At 32.4% G+C, this 17731-nt stretch carries 23 protein-coding genes; all 23 read right to left on the bottom strand.

Features of this window, described 5'->3' with window-relative positions:
- Positions 1-12: 12 nt before the first annotated feature.
- Entirely contained in the window at positions 13-198 is a 186-nt protein-coding gene (locus CAB05_RS07290) for a hypothetical protein (RefSeq protein ID WP_087999161.1), read from the bottom strand.
- A 275-nt stretch (positions 199-473) separates the two neighbouring features.
- A complete protein-coding gene (locus tag CAB05_RS07285) occupies positions 474-899 on the bottom strand; it encodes a DUF7878 domain-containing protein (protein ID WP_087999160.1) in 426 nt (141 codons plus the stop codon).
- 80 nt (positions 900-979) lie between these two features.
- Positions 980-1801 carry a hypothetical protein gene (locus tag CAB05_RS07280; RefSeq protein ID WP_087999159.1) on the bottom strand — a complete coding sequence of 274 codons (822 nt, stop codon included), beginning with the start codon at positions 1799-1801 and terminating at the stop codon, positions 980-982.
- Positions 1802-1977: 176 nt separating this feature from the next.
- Positions 1978-2529: an AAA family ATPase gene (locus tag CAB05_RS07275; RefSeq protein ID WP_087999158.1), complete on the bottom strand. Its 552-nt coding sequence runs from the start codon at positions 2527-2529 to the stop codon at positions 1978-1980.
- A 203-nt stretch (positions 2530-2732) separates the two neighbouring features.
- Entirely contained in the window at positions 2733-3254 is a 522-nt protein-coding gene (locus CAB05_RS07270; RefSeq protein ID WP_087999157.1) for a GrpB family protein, read from the bottom strand.
- Between the two features lie 188 nt (positions 3255-3442).
- Positions 3443-3805, bottom strand: coding sequence for a hypothetical protein (locus tag CAB05_RS07265; RefSeq protein WP_087999156.1), 363 nt, complete (start codon positions 3803-3805; stop codon positions 3443-3445).
- 91 nt (positions 3806-3896) lie between these two features.
- Entirely contained in the window at positions 3897-4181 is a 285-nt protein-coding gene (locus CAB05_RS07260; protein ID WP_087999155.1) for a DUF8220 family protein, read from the bottom strand.
- A 91-nt stretch (positions 4182-4272) separates the two neighbouring features.
- Positions 4273-4695, bottom strand: a complete 423-nt coding sequence (locus CAB05_RS07255) for a hypothetical protein (RefSeq protein WP_142283063.1) — start codon at positions 4693-4695, stop codon at positions 4273-4275.
- A gap of 286 nt (positions 4696-4981) precedes the next feature.
- Positions 4982-5503 carry a DUF6368 family protein gene (locus tag CAB05_RS07250; RefSeq protein WP_087999153.1) on the bottom strand — a complete coding sequence of 174 codons (522 nt, stop codon included), beginning with the start codon at positions 5501-5503 and terminating at the stop codon, positions 4982-4984.
- Between the two features lie 188 nt (positions 5504-5691).
- Complete coding sequence (locus CAB05_RS07245; protein ID WP_087999152.1) at positions 5692-6090, bottom strand: hypothetical protein; 399 nt, start codon at positions 6088-6090, stop codon at positions 5692-5694.
- 289 nt (positions 6091-6379) lie between these two features.
- Entirely contained in the window at positions 6380-7204 is an 825-nt protein-coding gene (locus CAB05_RS07240) for an aminoglycoside 6-adenylyltransferase (protein WP_087999561.1), read from the bottom strand.
- A 181-nt stretch (positions 7205-7385) separates the two neighbouring features.
- Complete coding sequence (locus CAB05_RS07235) at positions 7386-7730, bottom strand: SdpI family protein (protein WP_087999151.1); 345 nt, start codon at positions 7728-7730, stop codon at positions 7386-7388.
- Positions 7731-7821: 91 nt separating this feature from the next.
- Entirely contained in the window at positions 7822-7992 is a 171-nt protein-coding gene (locus CAB05_RS22095) for a hypothetical protein (protein WP_158093203.1), read from the bottom strand.
- A gap of 214 nt (positions 7993-8206) precedes the next feature.
- Positions 8207-8746, bottom strand: a complete 540-nt coding sequence (locus CAB05_RS07230) for a hypothetical protein (protein WP_087999150.1) — start codon at positions 8744-8746, stop codon at positions 8207-8209.
- A gap of 182 nt (positions 8747-8928) precedes the next feature.
- Positions 8929-9147, bottom strand: coding sequence for a DUF4083 family protein (locus CAB05_RS07225; protein ID WP_235821411.1), 219 nt, complete (start codon positions 9145-9147; stop codon positions 8929-8931).
- 575 nt (positions 9148-9722) lie between these two features.
- Entirely contained in the window at positions 9723-10286 is a 564-nt protein-coding gene (locus CAB05_RS07215) for a DUF3916 domain-containing protein (RefSeq protein WP_087999147.1), read from the bottom strand.
- A 419-nt stretch (positions 10287-10705) separates the two neighbouring features.
- A complete protein-coding gene (locus tag CAB05_RS07210) occupies positions 10706-11134 on the bottom strand; it encodes a DUF6326 family protein (RefSeq protein ID WP_087999146.1) in 429 nt (142 codons plus the stop codon).
- A 183-nt stretch (positions 11135-11317) separates the two neighbouring features.
- Positions 11318-11686 carry an IS66 family insertion sequence element accessory protein TnpA gene (gene tnpA / locus CAB05_RS22730; RefSeq protein WP_407920421.1) on the bottom strand — a complete coding sequence of 123 codons (369 nt, stop codon included), beginning with the start codon at positions 11684-11686 and terminating at the stop codon, positions 11318-11320.
- A complete protein-coding gene (locus CAB05_RS07200) occupies positions 11683-12000 on the bottom strand; it encodes a cyclic-phosphate processing receiver domain-containing protein (protein ID WP_213087718.1) in 318 nt (105 codons plus the stop codon). The genes tnpA and CAB05_RS07200 overlap by 4 nt, the downstream gene beginning before the upstream one ends.
- A gap of 214 nt (positions 12001-12214) precedes the next feature.
- Positions 12215-12670: a hypothetical protein gene (locus CAB05_RS07195; RefSeq protein ID WP_087999144.1), complete on the bottom strand. Its 456-nt coding sequence runs from the start codon at positions 12668-12670 to the stop codon at positions 12215-12217.
- 876 nt (positions 12671-13546) lie between these two features.
- Positions 13547-15334: a hybrid sensor histidine kinase/response regulator transcription factor gene (locus tag CAB05_RS07190; protein ID WP_087999143.1), complete on the bottom strand. Its 1788-nt coding sequence runs from the start codon at positions 15332-15334 to the stop codon at positions 13547-13549.
- 94 nt (positions 15335-15428) lie between these two features.
- Positions 15429-16007 carry a sensor domain-containing protein gene (locus tag CAB05_RS07185; RefSeq protein ID WP_087999142.1) on the bottom strand — a complete coding sequence of 193 codons (579 nt, stop codon included), beginning with the start codon at positions 16005-16007 and terminating at the stop codon, positions 15429-15431.
- Between the two features lie 207 nt (positions 16008-16214).
- Positions 16215-17555 carry an erythromycin esterase family protein gene (locus CAB05_RS07180; RefSeq protein WP_087999141.1) on the bottom strand — a complete coding sequence of 447 codons (1341 nt, stop codon included), beginning with the start codon at positions 17553-17555 and terminating at the stop codon, positions 16215-16217.
- Positions 17556-17731: the final 176 nt, after the last annotated feature.

Below are 17731 nucleotides of genomic sequence, written 5' to 3'. Positions count from 1 at the left end.
GATCAATAACTATTATTTTAATGTTTGATCAGCAACAATTAAACATCTAAATGCTTTAATTCTCTTACTAATTTTTGAACAATTGAATGTTTTTATTTCTTCCCATCTTGTTCTTGCAGACTGTCTTAAAATAAACTTGGTAGTCTTTTTATCACTTATATTTTTTACTAATTCATAGTTCATATAAATTAGTAGCATCAATTCAACTTCGCAAAGGTGATATTATTCGTGTAGATATTGGGGAAATCATTCCGTCTGACGGAAAAAAATATTGAAGGGTTAGTTTCAATTGATAAGTATGCAAAACAAGTGAATCTGCTCCTGTAATTAGATAGTGCAATAAAAAAGAACGCCGAAGCAGTCGATCCTTGTTAAACTAAAGCGCCAGTTAGTTACATAACAATGTCCTCTTTAGTAAGGTTTAATAAATAAATAAATAAATAAATAAATAAATAAATAAATAAATAAATTATTTAATCAATGAACTCATCAAGTGTAAACATATAATGAATGTCGTGAAGTTCCTTATTTAATTCCTGTAAAAAATCTTTTACTGCCTTAACCAATGACTTTGTGTCAACGTATTCATCCGATTCAAAATTTTGCCAAATAGAATAAATAAACCAGTACTCATCAGCAGTATAATTAAAATTAATTATGATCTCATCATGATCAATAGTTTCGTAGTCCATATTTTCTCTATTTCCACTTTGTATCTTTAGTAGCCATTTTCCCAATTGGATTCCAAACTCTGCAAGATTGATGTATGGTTCATCAAAAAAAACTTTTCCATTCAGACAAATAGTTAATTGACCTTCTATGTATCCTTCTTTATATGCAGTATAAGCTGGTCCACTGGGTATCTCGGTATCCAATATAAACGAGAAATTTACATCCATAAAACACACCTCACACTTTCGTAATAACCAATTGATATTGAACTAACGCGCCAATTAGTTCAATAACACTATTATAGGTCTTACCTATTATTGGAACGTACAGGAATTAATGTGTAATTTCCGTTGTCATCTACCCTAAAAAGAGAATAGCTACTGTGTTCATCATCTGAATATCCTTCTTTATCTTCAACTTGAATTTCTATACAATATAATCCCTTTTGTAGTAGCTTACTCCTCTTAAATTCCTCGGCAAGTACTTTTGAGTTTGGGACATTCCTTTTCTTATTAGTCACCTTATATTCGTAAGTAAAATTTACAATGCCCATGTGGTATGTTTCAACTTCCGGCACTCTTTTAACAATTGTTGCTAAGATACTCGTTGTATCAATCTTTTGACTCTTTTTAAATTGCTCAATTAATCTAGATTTTTGTGTCTTACCACCAATATTAATATGTAGATAGTATAGATCAGCTGCTCTTGCTTTAGCTTCGTCGTTTACTTCATCATTCACATGTTGCTGTGGAGATACTAATTTGTATTTCTCAATTAAATGATTTGAAAATTTAATAACCTCTGAATGCTGTTCAATATATGCACCTTTAAATATTTCTAAATACACGTCATCCCCTTCCTCAGGAATAACTTCTAAAGAGTCGAAATCAGCTTGTAAATCTATATAAGCATGATAAGGTTTACTAATTTTTATAAAGACAGAATGATCGACACCTGCAAGCCAATAATTTGTAGCAGACACTATCTTAATATTCTCTGTTAAGCCATAATTAGCTTTTAAGTAATCTTTAACAGGTTTATACATATGTTCTTTAGAAAAACATCCACTAAGAATTAGGGTTGATGTACTTAATATGATAATCTGAATGATTTTTTTTATATTTTTCAATTGTCTATCCTACTATCCTTATAATTTTAATTAAATATTATATCATTCCTTATGTAACTAAACTGCCAATTACTTAAATTAAAAAAGCAGCCATCGGCTGCTTTCGTATGCAACTAACGCGCCATTTAGTTGAAAAAGAATTATCTTAAACTAACGCCTCCGTGAGCGACCGTAAGTTACTGTCGGTGACGTTTATTTTCTTCGCTTTGACGAACGATCTCGTCAACGACGTGCTCGATCAGTGCGGTGGCGTCGATTATAATTCCGTTTTTCGGAATGTCTTCTTTCGTTTGGTGCAATCGCACAATGAGTTCCCGTTCCGTTTTCCTTCCCTTTCCACCCCACTCATTTTCCGGTCGCTCGTCAAGCCGCTTGTTCAATGTGTCAAGGTCAACCTCGAGGACAAACACTCCGTCAAAAAGATCTATGAATTTCGAAGAGTTCCTAGAGCCACCGCAGAAAAATGTTACCGCCTCATCCTGGTTAGCAACCAAAGCTTTTACTTTATCTACATCCCAAATGTGATGCTCGTGTAAATGCCGAATGTGGTCCTCGTTTGTGTCGGCTTCCGTTACGCCATCCGTCCGTGTACCAGTTTCCGGATCACCTTGATAAGCTAATTCACGGTCACCATTAATGGCATGGTAGCCGCGCCGTTGCAATTCTTTGCACACCGAAGTTTTACCGGTTCCCGAAACGCCTTCAACCAGATAATTCCTAATACCCATGGCTAGATCCTCCATTCAACTATCGATAAACAATCCGTTTGTTCAATAACAATTTTTCCTATATTGTACAATAGAACTCCGTGTTAATACTTACTATCTTTTTTTACAAAGGTCGACTAACAGTCGATAATGTTGTACTACTAACGTGCCAGTTAGTTGAAGAAGGATTAATTATATATTACTAATTGTATGTTCTTGAATATCTATTTTTGAGCTTCTCTTAATTTATGCCAAACAATTGCATTCTTTTCCATCCCCGATACAAATGCTTTTTTTGCGGGACTATAATCAGAAGTAGACTCATACTTCTTTGCTAAGTTCTCTTTAAATTCACTATACTTCTGAACTTCTTCAGGATGTGCAAGAAGGTAGTCTCGAAAAATTAAATGCCGTTCGATATGTGGATTGTCAATTTGATAAAAATGAATATGATGTGTTCTGTTTTCTCCACCCTTACGAAATAATCTTCTACCCGTAATTCCCCAATCACCAGCTACATCATAGTTTAACTCAATCATTTTTTCATTATATGTATCAATTCTTTCAATATCTCTTACAATACACATCATATCAATAACTGGTTTTGCTTTCATTCCAGGGATAGATGTACTACCGAAGTGTTCAAAAACTATTATTTCATTACCAAAAATAGCATTTAATACTTTTACTTCATCTTCAAACATCGTCTTCCATGTTTGAGTATATTCTTTCAGTCTTACCTTCATATGTTCTCCTCCAAACTTTTACCATATTTAGCAAATACCTTAAACGATAATATCAAAAATATTTACCAAAAGGGGATTTTTTAAAGAGCAACCCTCTCTTCAAAAAAAAGAGCCACTTATGTGTGACTCGTGATCTTCAACTAATGCGCCAGTTAGTTGAAGAAGGTTATTAAAGAGAAAATAATATCCTACTTATGTTCTTTTTTTTGAATTAAAATTTTATAGGGTACTACAAATACAATATATATAAATGATAATCCTCCTAAAATTCCCACTATTAATCCGAACCCACTTGAAAAAAGTTTAATAGATCTAAATCCTAATGATTCTAGTATTAGATAACAAGTATGATAAGAAAAAGCAAAAATAACGAAAAAAGCAAAATTTCTAATATTTTGCTTCCAATTTATTTTTTTAGATTCGAAATAATAGATTAGAGTCTTCCCAATAAGATAAATAACAGCATATAACAATGCATCTTTAAATGTAATGTCTACCCCACTAAGTAATAAAACAGCTAAAATTATACTAATAATAATTACCTTTTTCATTTGTAATTCTCCTAGAAGCGTTAAATTCTGAATTTCAAGTTAACATTACTATAGCATGTTTTATTCTATATTTTTACAACTAACGCGCTAGTTAGTTACATACGTCTAATTCTCTTCTATTAGGAAATTCACTTTTATCAATATCACTTCCTGTAAGGTGTAATGTTCCATGAATACCCACAACATCAATTTTATCTAATCTATTTTTATAGAACTCACTCCAAAAGCTAATGTCATCAATTAGTTCTGGATAATCCTCAAGAAATGCTATTTCTGAATGATTAGGAAACAGTATGTTAAATTGCTCCGAACTTACTTCAAATATCTTAAAAATGCTATTTACTGCACTGTCAATTACTTGCACATTTTTCTTCAATGCTAATCCTCCACATATCTAGATATCTAGCTACTTATTCTATTATCTTCAGTTAGTTAAATAAATTGGACTCTCCCAAATAAGTACAACTTTACTTTTCGTAATTCAAAAGTTTTTGCAATTCTTTTGAAAGTTCTTTGTTCAGCATGGCATAACTTTGTTCACCATTGTCTCCTATCAATACCGCCTTGTTGATATCATTGTGGAACCAAATTTCATATTCGTACAATCTTTCTGGCATGTTTTTCTCTTCTACATAGAATAATGTTGCTTTGATGTCTTCTTTTCGTGTTCTTTTTACCGCAACATTTTCTTCCCATTTAATTTTGCTGAAAATACGCTCTATTTTTTCAAGTTTCTTTTTATCTGTTAGCATTACTATATCCGAATATGTTCCGTTTGTTCTATTCTGTTTGTAGTCAACTCTCGTTAAATTCTTTCGAGTGTTACCGCAACCCAAAATTATGCTTATAAAAAGAATCCATATACAACCTACTAAACACCATTTTCTCATGAAATCCCTCCAGTCTCTCTTCTCGATTAAACCTTCAATTTCAATTGGCGAATTTATATCCCTTTGATAGTGGGTAGATAATTTTCTGTGACATTGCATCTCATTAATATTCGAAATACACATATCTAATTCCTCTTTAGCGATCGAAACCACGGTTCATGTGGCATAAACCGCAATACTATAGTTAACTGTACAAGCCATTTAATGCAATAAAAAAATCGACTAAAATGTCGATCGTGTTCTACAACTAACGTGTCAGTTAGTTGAATAAGGCCGGTATTTTTTGTTACTTTATCATTAGAAAATTAGGATGTTGTACCCATTTCTTTAGAAAACCAACATCAGAAAGATGATAGACCCTATCCTTGCCATATGATATTTCCCATATTGAACCATCATTTATTTCTGAATATGAAGAAGGTAATTTTCCACCCATATCAATTATTCCATTAAACTTTTCCGTGATCATTATAGCCAAATTAGCAAGTATTAGATGCTCATATTTCCCATTACAGTATGAGATGATAATAATCTCTTGTTTCGGAAAATAGTTTACTGCTTGGTATATCAAATTCTCTTCAGTTTCATCGAATTCTACTTCTTCTATTATAATTCCAAATGGAAGTCCTTCACCAAAATAAGAGGTTCCAAGTGACTTTCCATCATTAATCCAAAAATCAAACCCATTGGATTCTATATCTTTCTTATCAATTTCGATACTGTAATTTTTTATTTCTTGATAAAGAGATTTTATGTTTTCAATGGACAACTTTTCTTTTAATAGAATACCAACTGTTGGACCACTCATAAATCGCTACATTGCCTCCTTTAACACTTATTTTCTTTTTCTATATGATATTCCATTTACATATTATTCTATTTTTTATTAAAGAAGCCTTTTTCTTATGCAACTACATCAATAAAAAAAAGCCGCATAAGCGACTAATGATCTTGTAGAACTAACGCGCCAGTTAGTTCAATAAGCATTTCAAAAATTCACTTAAGTAAGTTTTCGTTTTTGTTAGAACTAAGTTTATTTTTTTCTTCCCAAAATTGAATAAGTGCTTTGTGCATTTCTTTTGGTTTTTCAAACATAAACCAATCGATACTACCACTATATCTCCAAAAGATATTTTTTAATGGGAGCTTATGTCTCAATCTTACTTGCTCTTCTTTGTAAATGAATACTCGTATATATGTTGATTTTGTAAACATTTCATATTCAGATTTATAAAATTCGATATTCTCTATTTCATCCCAAAAAATTTTGTTACCATCTAAATCAACTACTATACCTTCATCATCCCAATGGACTCCTTCACCTTTTTTCTCGAAAGAAACATAGAGTATGCACACCAAAATAAAAAATAAGTTAAGGCGAGTAAACCAATCCAAATGAAGAAATCTGTTAAATTAAACCCATTAATACTAACCGAGAACATGATGGTAAAAAACAGTGAAATAAAACCAATTATTATGAAGAAATATACCAATTGAATTTTCGCTTTATAAACTTTCATTTTTCTTTAAATATCCCCCGAATTCTAGTTGTACTTAAATTATACAATAGAACATAAAAGCGAAGTGCTTTTAATAACTGAGTATTTTAAAAAGAGCCGCATTTGCGACTCTTGATTGTGTTGGACTAACGCGCCAGTTAGTAGAATAAGGAATTATTTATAAATTAAACCATATTAAGTATTGTTTCTACCCATTCAGGGTCCTCTTCTAAACCTAGTTTATTACATAAACTTTTATGAACTCTTTTAAATTCAGGAACCATATTTTTTATTGCTTTCATTATTTCAATTGGTTCCCTGTTACTAAACCATTGTTCTAGTAGTGCTAACTGCCAATCGCATAGTTTACTACTTTTACCTTCTAATTTAGCCCAGTCTCCGAAAGTGTTAGGTTGAATTCCTGCTTCCATATACCAGGCTGTTGTCATTGATAAACGAAGGTTATCTAAACAATGAAGTGCATAATATGTTTCTTTTCTCATTATTCTTCTATATGCTTCGTGAACATAAGCAAAGAATTTCGATCTCCATACTTCTACTTCTTCTATTGTTGGCTTATATGATAAACTCATTGATTTTTCTAATACAGTTTTCACCAATTCAGTAGTATCGTGGACATTTTTTATATTTTGAAGCCATACTGATGGTTGAATATCTATTGTTTTATAGTAAAAGCTATCAACTTTAATAAATGAATCATAGTGAGCAATACTATAAGTTGCCCATGGAAAGTCTTCAAAAAACAGAACATTCCCCCATTTTTTTGCTCTCTGTTTTTTATTTAATCTATATTCTTCAAACAATTCATCTTTAACCACTATACGAAGATCTATATCCGAATATAAGTCAGTGTTTTGATTTGCTATTGACCCTCCGTAAAAAACAGCTAATACATTATTATCATTTATCAAATCTAGTTCAAGTTCATTTATTAAGTTTTGACGATGTTTTGGAATATCTAGATCTCTTTGTTTAGTTTCTAATCCCACACACAAATAACCACTCCTTAATTTAAAAATGCCTTCAAATATTAAAATTCGTAAAAAAAGAACTATTTCCTTCTTCAACTATACTGCCAGTACTCCAATAAAAAAGAACAGCCAAAGGCTGCTCAAACTATACAATTAACGCGCCAGTTAGTTGTACAAAAATTTTAAATCTAAGGTTATGTTACTGAAAATTTCTCTTTAAATTTTTTTGGATAAAGAAAATTGGAATAAATAAAAAAACCATACTTAATCCCATATTAATTAACGTAACTACATCCAATGAAAAAGGTAAAATATACAAAAGGAATATAGCAATCGCTATATTACAGATACCAAACCTAATGGAATAATAGCCTAACAATTTTTGAGCATGATCCCAAGCTTTTTGTGATGCCATAGAACGGAAGGTGCGATAACCGTAAAAATGATTTATTTTTTTGGGAGCTTTTATTTTATGTACAATTCCAATGGCAATCATAAGAAAAGGAATTAATAAACTGATAAAATTTGAGGCTATATTCTCCACTCTCTCACCCCTATTTAAAGTTAACTTAATATTGTTCTGAACCCCTGACGAACTTCAACTAACGCGCCAGTTAGTTGAATTAGGAAAGGGTTCATTTTTTTTGCCTTGCACTAACGTATCTAGAAATTAAGCCTATCCCCAATCCAAAAGTTAAAACTATTAATGAGATATAACTATTGCTTATTTTTCCTTGAAGAAAAGTAAAGAGCACTGCAGAAATGAGAGCAACTAATGCTATTAAAAAAATATCCAACTTTTTCATTTTTCCATCCTCCTCTTTTAATTTATTACACCAAATAATATTCGAATTCCTATATTTTTAATCTACAATAGAATTTTCCTTGTTAACCTAACCTGCCAGATAGTTGAAAAGGAGCTGAATGATCAGCTCCCAAGTCTTTTGCAACTAAAGCGCCAGTTAGTTCAATTAGGAAGAGAATTTAATTTTTTGCAAAAACGAGAAAACCAGCCGTCTTTTAATCTTCTACGAATCTTGCATGGTACCAATGATTTGAAATCTTCTTTGTCTTAAAAGTACCTTTTGTATACGAGGTATTTACAAATTTAGGTTTATGATCATCTTTTCTATAGATCAAAGAATATTGACCATTTTCGATTTCGAATTCTACCTGATTTTTATACACTCTAATTAAGGATAAATATGCCATATCCCCTTGATGAAAAGCTTTTTCTAAAATTTTCTTAAGAGATTCTTGCTCTTTTTTGCTCATCTTTACTTCAACGAAATCTTCAGTGTTCACATCTTCATATTCTAAATTGACTGTTCCATCGGGATTCTCATTTACAACTATATAAGATTCCATCATTTGACCTTTGTTAAATTCACGATAAGCTAAGTTAACTATAGTTTGGAAATCCTTTTTAAAAGTATCAAAATCATCTACTTTGTACTCCCATAGTGAAGTGAAGTACATAATAGTCCCTGGTAAAAAGGGAGAAATTAATAATAAACTAAATGAAATGATTACTATCAAAAGTAATTTTACTTTTTTCATTAAATCCATTTATCCTTTCATTCAAATTCCTTGATCAATTAATTTTTTACATACAAACCGAAATTTTGACAACACACTTTTATTAAAAACTGTCTTTGAATTATATATCGAGTTAATTGATTAATTTTTTAATTCAAGACCATAATCAATTTATTACATAAAAAAAGGCTACCAATGCAGCCTTATTGTTGTACAACTAACGCGCCAGTTAGTTGAATAATATTAGTTCGTTTTTTTTCAAGCACCTCGATTAATCTGTCTAACTTCTCTTCTATATTTCTTAATGATTCTGTTTTAATAGATTGGTTTTTAGTTCTTCTCTTAATAAACAATCCTAAAGAGACAGAGAAAAGTAGTAATAAACTAATAATTATTAACAAATATAACAAATCACCCAACACCAAAATTATCCCTCCAAACATTATTACATTCTTAAATTCAATTAGAATAGCCTGTTCCCCTTCTTATTGATCTAAACTGAACGTTATAAAATAAAAAAAGGACTACTAAGTAGTCCACTGTTGTTCAACTAACGCGCCAGTTAGTTCTATAACAAATATTAGTTTATTTTTAAATTATGATTCAATTTACACTAAGACTTTCTTTTTTTTCTTAAAGATTTAATTAATATATATACAAGTCCAAAACATATAAAAGAAAATCCAGAGTATCTCGCCTCAAATATATCATTAGTGGGAAAACCAAAACCTTCAAATATTTTTCGAAACATATTTAAATAACCCAATAATAATAATAATCCCAAACCTGCCATTATTAGGTCAATCCCAGTAAAATATCTATCTGATATATTTAACATCCTCCTCAAAAACCAATAAAAAATAATGAATAGTACTATTAAAATTAATACTAAACTAAATTTATAAATAGACATATATTTTTACTTTTTCTCCTTAATATAACTGTAGATGAAGATGCTCTACTTTTATTTCTATATCAATTTGCTAAGTTATTTTTCTTATTCTTCAAAACTACCTATTAGCCAAATTTGTTTTCCTTGTAATTCCCCATCTTCATCCTCACGAATAATCCCTTTAACGTCTAATTCGTTAGGAATCCATACGTCCAATTCGTGACATAAGACTTCTCGATTAGTTGTTAGTTGGTATTGGTCTGGATTTAGATTTCTTCTTCCTAGTAACCCGTCATAAAAACTTTCCATACCACTTCGTGTGAATAAAATACTAACCGCTGCGTAATCGATGTCTGGTGTTGTTAAGCAACAAAATATACGATACTCTTTTTCACTATCACCCTTTAATTGATTTAGGTTATATGTAAAATCAATTAAAGATTGGTAAACTCGCTTTTTAATTCGCTCTGGATATCGATGGAATCCAGGAAAATCACGACCGAAATCAAAAACATAAGAACGATATCCCCTGTAAGTAGAACTATCATTTGGCGGAATCGGTAAAACTTCTTCTCTTTCTAAAATATATCGATTTAAATTGCGAAATCTTCTTTTCAATCCTCGAATTTTCTTTTTATCACTATAATCATATTTGTTATTACGCCTCATTATTTCTACCTCTTAATCGTATAAAATATTTGCCTTTATTGTGCTTACCATAGACGTTTATACCCTGAATGATTTTATCATAATTTACTAGTTATTTTATAAGATAAAATAATTCTTCCTTATTGAAAAATCCTGTCATCTAGCGCAATAAAAAAATCGACTATAAAGTCGATCACGTTGTTCAACTAAAGCATATGTTAGTTGAATAAGAACTTATTTATTTTCCGATTCATTTATTAACTTACAAAGATAGCAGACAATATATAAGCCTATTCATTATAAAGAAAATCCCCATATAGGTTTTTTCTTTTCCATCAATTGTACATCTTTTAATTCTACTTTCATCTCATATTCTGACTTATTTACAATTCGCATACCCAGCCCTTCCACCCTATTCCAATATATTGCATTTTTACTTTTTATAACGAAGAAGGCCTTTTCCATGCATACCAGATAATTAGACAAAGAAGAGCGACTTCTACAACAGCGCCAAACACCATGTGCACCCAAGCCTCTCCTGTCAAATTAAACAATGTATAGGGAATATACACCGCTGCAATAATGATATTTGCCCAGCGACTTACTTTTGCCGGCAGGGCAACAGAAAGGAAAATCATAAGAGCTGGAATTGTTACCGAAATCAGTGCTATCAATAGAAAGACGTGTGAAATGTCAAATATAAATATTTTTCCTGCCAGAATACCTTCTATTTTGCCCGGCATATATAAGGCGAAATAATCAACATAAATATAGAGAAACATAAAACTCGCCCACAGCGTAGCAATCTTCAGTTTCGAACTGACTTTGATGTCTTCCAGTGCATTTTGTGCTTTATTTTGTGTATTCATATTAATCTCCATTCATAAATTAAAAGTTGTAATCCCTATATTCCACGTCATTTTATGATAACCATAACAATTCGATATTTTCGCATATCCTACGAAGAATTCAAGTAGTTACTTCTACATTTTAATTTTCATGCACCTTTCTCAACACACTTGATAAAAACGTACCCATTATTCACAACACGCTCACGTACCTACAAATTTTAATGGGCCATACATTATCATATTCGGATCATCCCAATAATATGAACTTGCACGAACTTTCGATTTTTCTGTCCAAACCTCAATACTTGCAGGACCAATTTTGACAAGCACTGGGGTGGTTGTAACGTTTGGTATAGCGTCGTTGGAATTAAATGAATACACACCTGATTGACGGAGCGATTGCTGTACCTTCAGACCTTTCAGCTTTCGCATCCAATAATACAGTTGTTTCTGTGCAATCTCATGGCGCTCACACCAAATAACAACACGTTCACCACTGAACCGGTAGATTGCGATCCTCACACGCCATAGCCCATTGAGTTTTGCCACCACCAAAAAAATCCTCCTCATATCGTTCGGAGGAAGATTATCTCATGGAATTGGTGTCCCTTGAAGGTGTATAAGATTTGACGCTTACAAATATTTTGTCTGCCAACACCATTATCAGTATGAAGGTATATTTTCTCGGCACGTAATCCATTTTCACAAATATATTTAACAAGGTCATAGCCTGGTGGTAGTAAATTTCCTTCTCCGTCCTCACCTAAATCATGATCATGAGAAAGATTATGAACGTTATAATTCCTAAGATAATAAATTGCTTCCTCTATGTTTCTTGCAATGATATATCCATCAGGACAGTCTCTTATCTTCCCTTTTTTCATAATACTTTTTTATATATTTCTTAACAGTTTCATTCATATTTTACTCCACAAATATTATTTTTCTTGTACAACTTTTAATACAAAAAACAAATTCTTAGTTCAATAATTATAGCATAGCTAATTCAACTAGACTGCCAAACACATAAATAAAAAGCAGCCAATGGCTGCCATGATCTTCAACTAACGCGCCAGTTAGTTCAATAAGTGAATTAGTTTATTCATTGATTGGTTTACGGTTTGCAACTAATATCTCATATAATTCATTAAATATTTGTGTATGTTTATCAGCTAACTTATAGATGTTTTTACCAACTTTTAAATAACCTTGGTCATTAATATCTAAAATATAAAATTCAAGATTTTTTTCTTTTACAAACACATACATTGATAAAAGCTTCCCGTCATTTCTTATATTTCTATTTCCAGGGATTCTCGTATATCGAGTGGTATTAAATATATTTACTATCTGATTAATTTCTTTTGTATTTTTAAATCTTACATTGTAGTTATTCATTTTACCATTTACATAAAAACCGAAATCAATTATTTTAATTTCTCCATTATAAAAAACTGTATTAGTTTTTAAGGGAATCTTATAGTATGTAATGGTGCTAGCAATTAAAATAATCACAATTAAACCAATCCAAAGAGACTTCTTACTTTTCTTCACCTTATCCCCCTATTGATTATATATTAATATTTACTACTTAATTAATATTCCATTTGATTCTAATAAGTCCTTTTTGTATTGATTTAGACTGCCAACTATTAAAATAAAAAGCAGCCAATGGCTGCTCTTGAACTTCAACAAATGCTCTCTTTAGTTTAGTAAAGTTTCTAATCCAAGTGATATAAGTTCTTTATTTTCAAATTCACTAACGAACTGCTTCTGAATCAAATTTTCAGAAATAGTTATTAAATACTTTTTGCAGAGAGAAAAATATTCAATGTTTTCATCTTTAATTTCATTTCTATCCTCTAATAATCGAAACTCCTTGTATGCTCTACATATAAAGCGTGAGGTTCCATCAAAATTATCACTAATATAGCAACCAATTGAATTGTTAATATATGAAATAAAAGTATAATAAGTTGAATTTCTCCTTAAATACATCGGAGGTAAAATAGATTTATTATTTAACTGTTTAATTATTTCTTTTAAAATAACTATAATTATTCACCTCTATTTTTTGAGAATCTAAATAACCATATTCAACCATTATTTTTAATATCCTTTATTTTCTAACTGTTTTTCTGTAGAGGAACAACAAAAGGACTGATTAACAGTCCCTTAAGTTATTCAACTAACGCGCCAGTTAGTTGAATAAGGCAATGTCTCATTAAAGTACATCTTGGATTAATTCAAATGGAAAGTGTCGTTTTGACTGAACATCCTCAATGATTTTCTTAACGGACTTTCCGTTCCAATGTTTCTTATCATCCATATTTAATATTTCTTCAAAAGTAAACCATTCAGTATTAATGATATCGTCACCATCGATGTGAATTTCACCACTTATGACCTCACTTATAAAGTTAAATCGTACTAAGTGATAATTCCGATATCTTGAGCCTTCTGGACAGCTTCTTCTTTGTTACGCACTCCTAACTTTGTGTAAGCCAGGGAAGCATAGTTTCTAACCGTACCATTCGACAAATATAACCTTGAAGCTATCGTAGTGTATCGGAGTCCCTTTGCTACTAGCTGCAATATTTCTATCTCTCTGGCAGTTAGCTCATAAGCAGTTGTTTTTGATTGTGGAGTATCGTTTTGCTTATCAAACTTCTCAAATATTTTGTGAGACATTCCCTGATCTATCAGGGTCCCACCTCTGTGAATAAGTCGGATCGTATTAGCTAGCTCCAACGTTTCAATAGACTTAAGTAAAAATCCATCCGCACCGTTACGAAGCGAGTCCAACGCCTGTTCCGTATCTTGAAACGTTGTAAAAATCAATACGCGGATATGTGGCCATTGTTGCTTAATCTTTTTGGTTGCTTCGACTCCATCCATGTGTTGCATATCTAAATCCATTAGTACAAGGTGGGGTTGAAGGCGCCCGCACAAGTCGATGGCTTGGATTCCATCTTCAGCCAAACCTACTACATTTAAATCTTCATATGTGTCGAGTAGTCTACTCAAACTTTCCCGAACAAATGGCTGGTCGTCGACAATTAACAAACGAATAAGTCCATCTTTTATTTCAGTTTGTCGCGGTATAGTACATGTAACAAGCATTCCTTCATCTGGCTTTGTATATACAGACAATTGGCCTTGCAAATTCATTGCCCGCTCTTTCATCGCATTAATACCGAAGCCTTCCTGCCATTCTACATTTCCCTTTCCATTATCTTGCACTTCCAACCTCGTATATTGTTGTTCAAACTGCAATGAAACTATAATTTCGTTCCCCTGACCATGACGTACTGCATTCGTAAGGGATTCTTGTAAGCAACGAATGAACGCTATCCTCGCTTGCCGAGACAGTTGGTATTCCTCTCCGAATGCTCGAAAGCTTACATTCACCCGAGCATACTCCTGAAATTCAGCTCCAAGATTTTGTAGAGATTGAATCAAGGAAAGCGATTGACACGGAGACTCCATTTGATGTAGGTAACCTCTCACATCCTCGATGCTTTTACGTCCCATTTCAAGCAGAGAATCTAGCCTCTGTATACCCATTTCGGTAACAAGCTCGGAACGTAACGTCTCCATCCCCAAAATAATGGAAGTATAAGCGTGGCCAACTGTATCATGAAGCTCACTAGACAGCCTGCTTCGCTCCTCTGCTAGTGTAATGCGTTCGATCTGAGACATATATTGCTCAAGTACCGCGTTTTGTTTAAAAATCGCTTCATTTTGTTTATGATTGACGATTAATAAATGAAAAGCGAACCCCATTACATAAGCGAGTCCGTAGTAGGTTACCATAATCCAATAGTTATTACTTGGCGTAACGGCATAGAAAATTCCAGTTATTATAAAAACTGTTGTTGGAGCTGTCCAATAATAGGACAAATACATACTATTTGCTGCGATAAGAAACACCGGTATAAGAAATGTGTTATAAGCTTCTGGAAATAAAGAGGTTAAATATATACATAGTCCGCCAAATAACAGTATTTCTGTAAACAAGTAATATTTGTAATTGAACAGTAAGGCTACCCATGGGATAGAGAAGGCAACAACTTCCCAAAGAATAATAATCCAAAGTGGTAACGTTAATCCATCCTGAAAATTGAATGTAGCTAGGATGATAGACACACTAGCAAGTAGACGGATGCCTAACATTATCCAATCATACCAAAACCAATACTTAACCAAATCCAACAAGTCATTTACCCCCTAAGTAGGCTTCCTTCATATTTCTATATTATAAAATATTCTTTCTTGGATTTTTATACTTTTAAGTTTAAACTTCAAACTTTTATCGATTTAGCTGACGAATCATACTGTGTGTATAACCTCCAATTTTTTTTGCCAAACCATCTACTATTTTAATACTTAAGGCGGTAGACACTATACCCATAACCATTACAAGGAGTGACTTGGCAAAAGTATTTACCTGCATGAAAAGGATATTCATGTCGATGTATCGATATAGTAGTGGTGCCAACAGAAACATAAGTGGCATTACATAAAAAATAATTGCACTAATGAGACTGAAAATTCCAATCACAAATTTCTGCATTAACCAAAAGACAGCAGACCAGGTGCGACGATTCGTAAGCACAAACTTCACTTGAGCCCAGTCCGATGTATCCGTTGTTACACCTCTATTGTATGAGTCTGTGGAAATATCAGTATAAATTTTGGTTTGTATGCGCTCATATTTGATAAAGGGTGTTGTAGTCTGTAGTACGCGTATAACTAGTGGAATTCCAACTACGGTAAATGAAAGGGTGAAACTGAATATCAGAGCTACCAGGTAAAAACAAAAATAAAACAATCCTGTAACGAAAGTTAGCAATAAAAAATAACCATTTTGGATGAATCTTGATTTCATAAGGTTCATCGCTCCTCTCTGTTTAATAACCGCATCATACTGCTTACTTTGTCATACTCACCAGTGTAAAAATGTCATATGACATTTTTAAATGATGCAAAAAAGGGGAGAGCAGCCTACTCATGGTTAAAAACTAGATTAATTTATTAATCCTCTACAAAACAATCCCGTTCTTGGCTCTCTGCAAGAAGGGATTGTTTTGTACTCTTATTTAATATGAGATGGACTTGTTTTTCGGATATGAAAAATTAAATCGAACTGCTCTAGCAATGAAGTATCAAAATATAACGAACCGTTTGGGATGAGTTGTCCCCCTATACTTAGTAATGGCCTTTTTTCTCTAACCCATTTCTTTGCTTGACCTTTAAGGTGACGGTTATCCAACAAAAACATTTCATATGGGACTTTTCCAAGGGTATAATTGAAACTATTCACATCTTGTGGAATAATTTCCGTTGCAAGCTTACCTCCAGTGGAAGGATTATATTCGCTGTATAAGGTGAATTTCCCCTCCGTAGTTGTACTACCAATTGTGACATAATTATTGTCTAAACGTTCTTTCAAAAACTGTCCCGCAACATTAGGGTATAATTGCTCATCGATAATACCTTTGGCGATGTGAATATTGTGTGCCCATACCATAGTTTTACCGCCAAAAATCTCTTGTGCCCACATTGCATGGTCGGCCAAATATTGATCGTGTAACCTCACTATACTTGGATAATCATTAGGAAGCAGCATTATGGTAAATTTCTCTATTGCATTCGCCGTCGCTTTCACCCAAATCAGCTCGGATGAAACTCTCTCTGTGCTTGCTTGTTCATTTTCATCTTTTAGTAATTCGACTACTTTCTCAGCATTTGCCTTGAATTTTTCTTTTTTTTCAGGAGCAAGCTGCATATATTCCTGTATACTTCCAGTGAATAAAGAAAGCTCTTTATAGTTTTCTTCCACTTCTGCCAGCAAATCTGGTCGATGCAGCTTTACATAATCAATTACTTTATTAAAAACACTTTGGTCCATTGTTTTTAAGTCAAGTCCGATAAATTGGATCTTTTTTTTATTAGATGGATCAGCATTATAATCTTTCATCCACTCAATCATGGCTATAATTTCATCAGTAGGATATAACAATTTTAAAAATTCCCTAGGATTTCCTTTTCCTGTTTGGATATATTCATTTAGCTTTAAGCCATTACCCCAATCTTCTTCCATACCAAAATTCGTAAAACCCATCTCAGTAACCAAGTATTTTACTAGGCGGAACTTCATGGTGAAAATCTCAGAGCTTCCATGAGTATTCTCTCCTAATCCTACATATTGTGCTCTCCCAATCATGTTCTTAAGTAGTTTTAAATCGTCAAATGATTTTGATGGTTCAATCGTTTTTAATCGCTTTGCCTGTGATTGTATTGATTTAACGATATTATTTTGGATTGGTCGAGCTGAATCTTCGACTGCTACCGTTTGAGCTTTTCCTTCTACACCACATCCTGCAACTAATATAGCTGTACTGACCATTGCTCCATACATCTTTTTCTTATTCATTTTTTATCACCTCAATTGAATTATTTTCAAAAGCAAGATTGATTCATGTACTTTCACGAATCAATTGCCTTAATTCAATTGTTATTTATTCAATATCATATTATCTAGTGACATATTGTCATAAGATTTATTTGACATAGGCCATAGGCTAATCATTACACTTTCGTACCATCGGT

This window comes from Gottfriedia solisilvae (assembly GCF_002128405.1).
In the GTDB taxonomy this organism is placed as follows: domain Bacteria; phylum Bacillota; class Bacilli; order Bacillales; family Bacillaceae_G; genus Gottfriedia; species Gottfriedia solisilvae.
This window is presented reverse-complemented; position numbering and strand designations above follow the sequence as displayed.

Excerpts from the sequence above, each read along its gene's own strand:
- CAB05_RS07290 (WP_087999161.1), bottom strand. The coding sequence starts at position 198 with ATGCTACTAATTTATATGAACTATGAATTAGTAAAAAATATAAGTGAT.
- CAB05_RS07285 (WP_087999160.1), bottom strand. The coding sequence starts at position 899 with ATGGATGTAAATTTCTCGTTTATATTGGATACCGAGATACCCAGTGGA.
- CAB05_RS07275 (WP_087999158.1), bottom strand. The coding sequence starts at position 2,529 with ATGGGTATTAGGAATTATCTGGTTGAAGGCGTTTCGGGAACCGGTAAA.
- CAB05_RS07270 (WP_087999157.1), bottom strand. The coding sequence starts at position 3,254 with ATGAAGGTAAGACTGAAAGAATATACTCAAACATGGAAGACGATGTTT.
- CAB05_RS07265 (WP_087999156.1), bottom strand. The coding sequence starts at position 3,805 with ATGAAAAAGGTAATTATTATTAGTATAATTTTAGCTGTTTTATTACTT.
- CAB05_RS07255 (WP_142283063.1), bottom strand. The coding sequence starts at position 4,695 with ATGAGAAAATGGTGTTTAGTAGGTTGTATATGGATTCTTTTTATAAGC.
- CAB05_RS07250 (WP_087999153.1), bottom strand. The coding sequence starts at position 5,503 with ATGAGTGGTCCAACAGTTGGTATTCTATTAAAAGAAAAGTTGTCCATT.
- CAB05_RS22095 (WP_158093203.1), bottom strand. The coding sequence starts at position 7,992 with ATGAAAAAGTTGGATATTTTTTTAATAGCATTAGTTGCTCTCATTTCT.
- CAB05_RS07230 (WP_087999150.1), bottom strand. The coding sequence starts at position 8,746 with ATGAAAAAAGTAAAATTACTTTTGATAGTAATCATTTCATTTAGTTTA.
- CAB05_RS07215 (WP_087999147.1), bottom strand. The coding sequence starts at position 10,286 with ATGAGGCGTAATAACAAATATGATTATAGTGATAAAAAGAAAATTCGA.
- CAB05_RS07210 (WP_087999146.1), bottom strand. The coding sequence starts at position 11,134 with ATGAATACACAAAATAAAGCACAAAATGCACTGGAAGACATCAAAGTC.
- tnpA (WP_407920421.1), bottom strand. The coding sequence starts at position 11,686 with ATGAGGAGGATTTTTTTGGTGGTGGCAAAACTCAATGGGCTATGGCGT.
- CAB05_RS07200 (WP_213087718.1), bottom strand. The coding sequence starts at position 12,000 with ATGAAAAAAGGGAAGATAAGAGACTGTCCTGATGGATATATCATTGCA.
- CAB05_RS07185 (WP_087999142.1), bottom strand. The coding sequence starts at position 16,007 with ATGAAATCAAGATTCATCCAAAATGGTTATTTTTTATTGCTAACTTTC.
- CAB05_RS07180 (WP_087999141.1), bottom strand. The coding sequence starts at position 17,555 with ATGAATAAGAAAAAGATGTATGGAGCAATGGTCAGTACAGCTATATTA.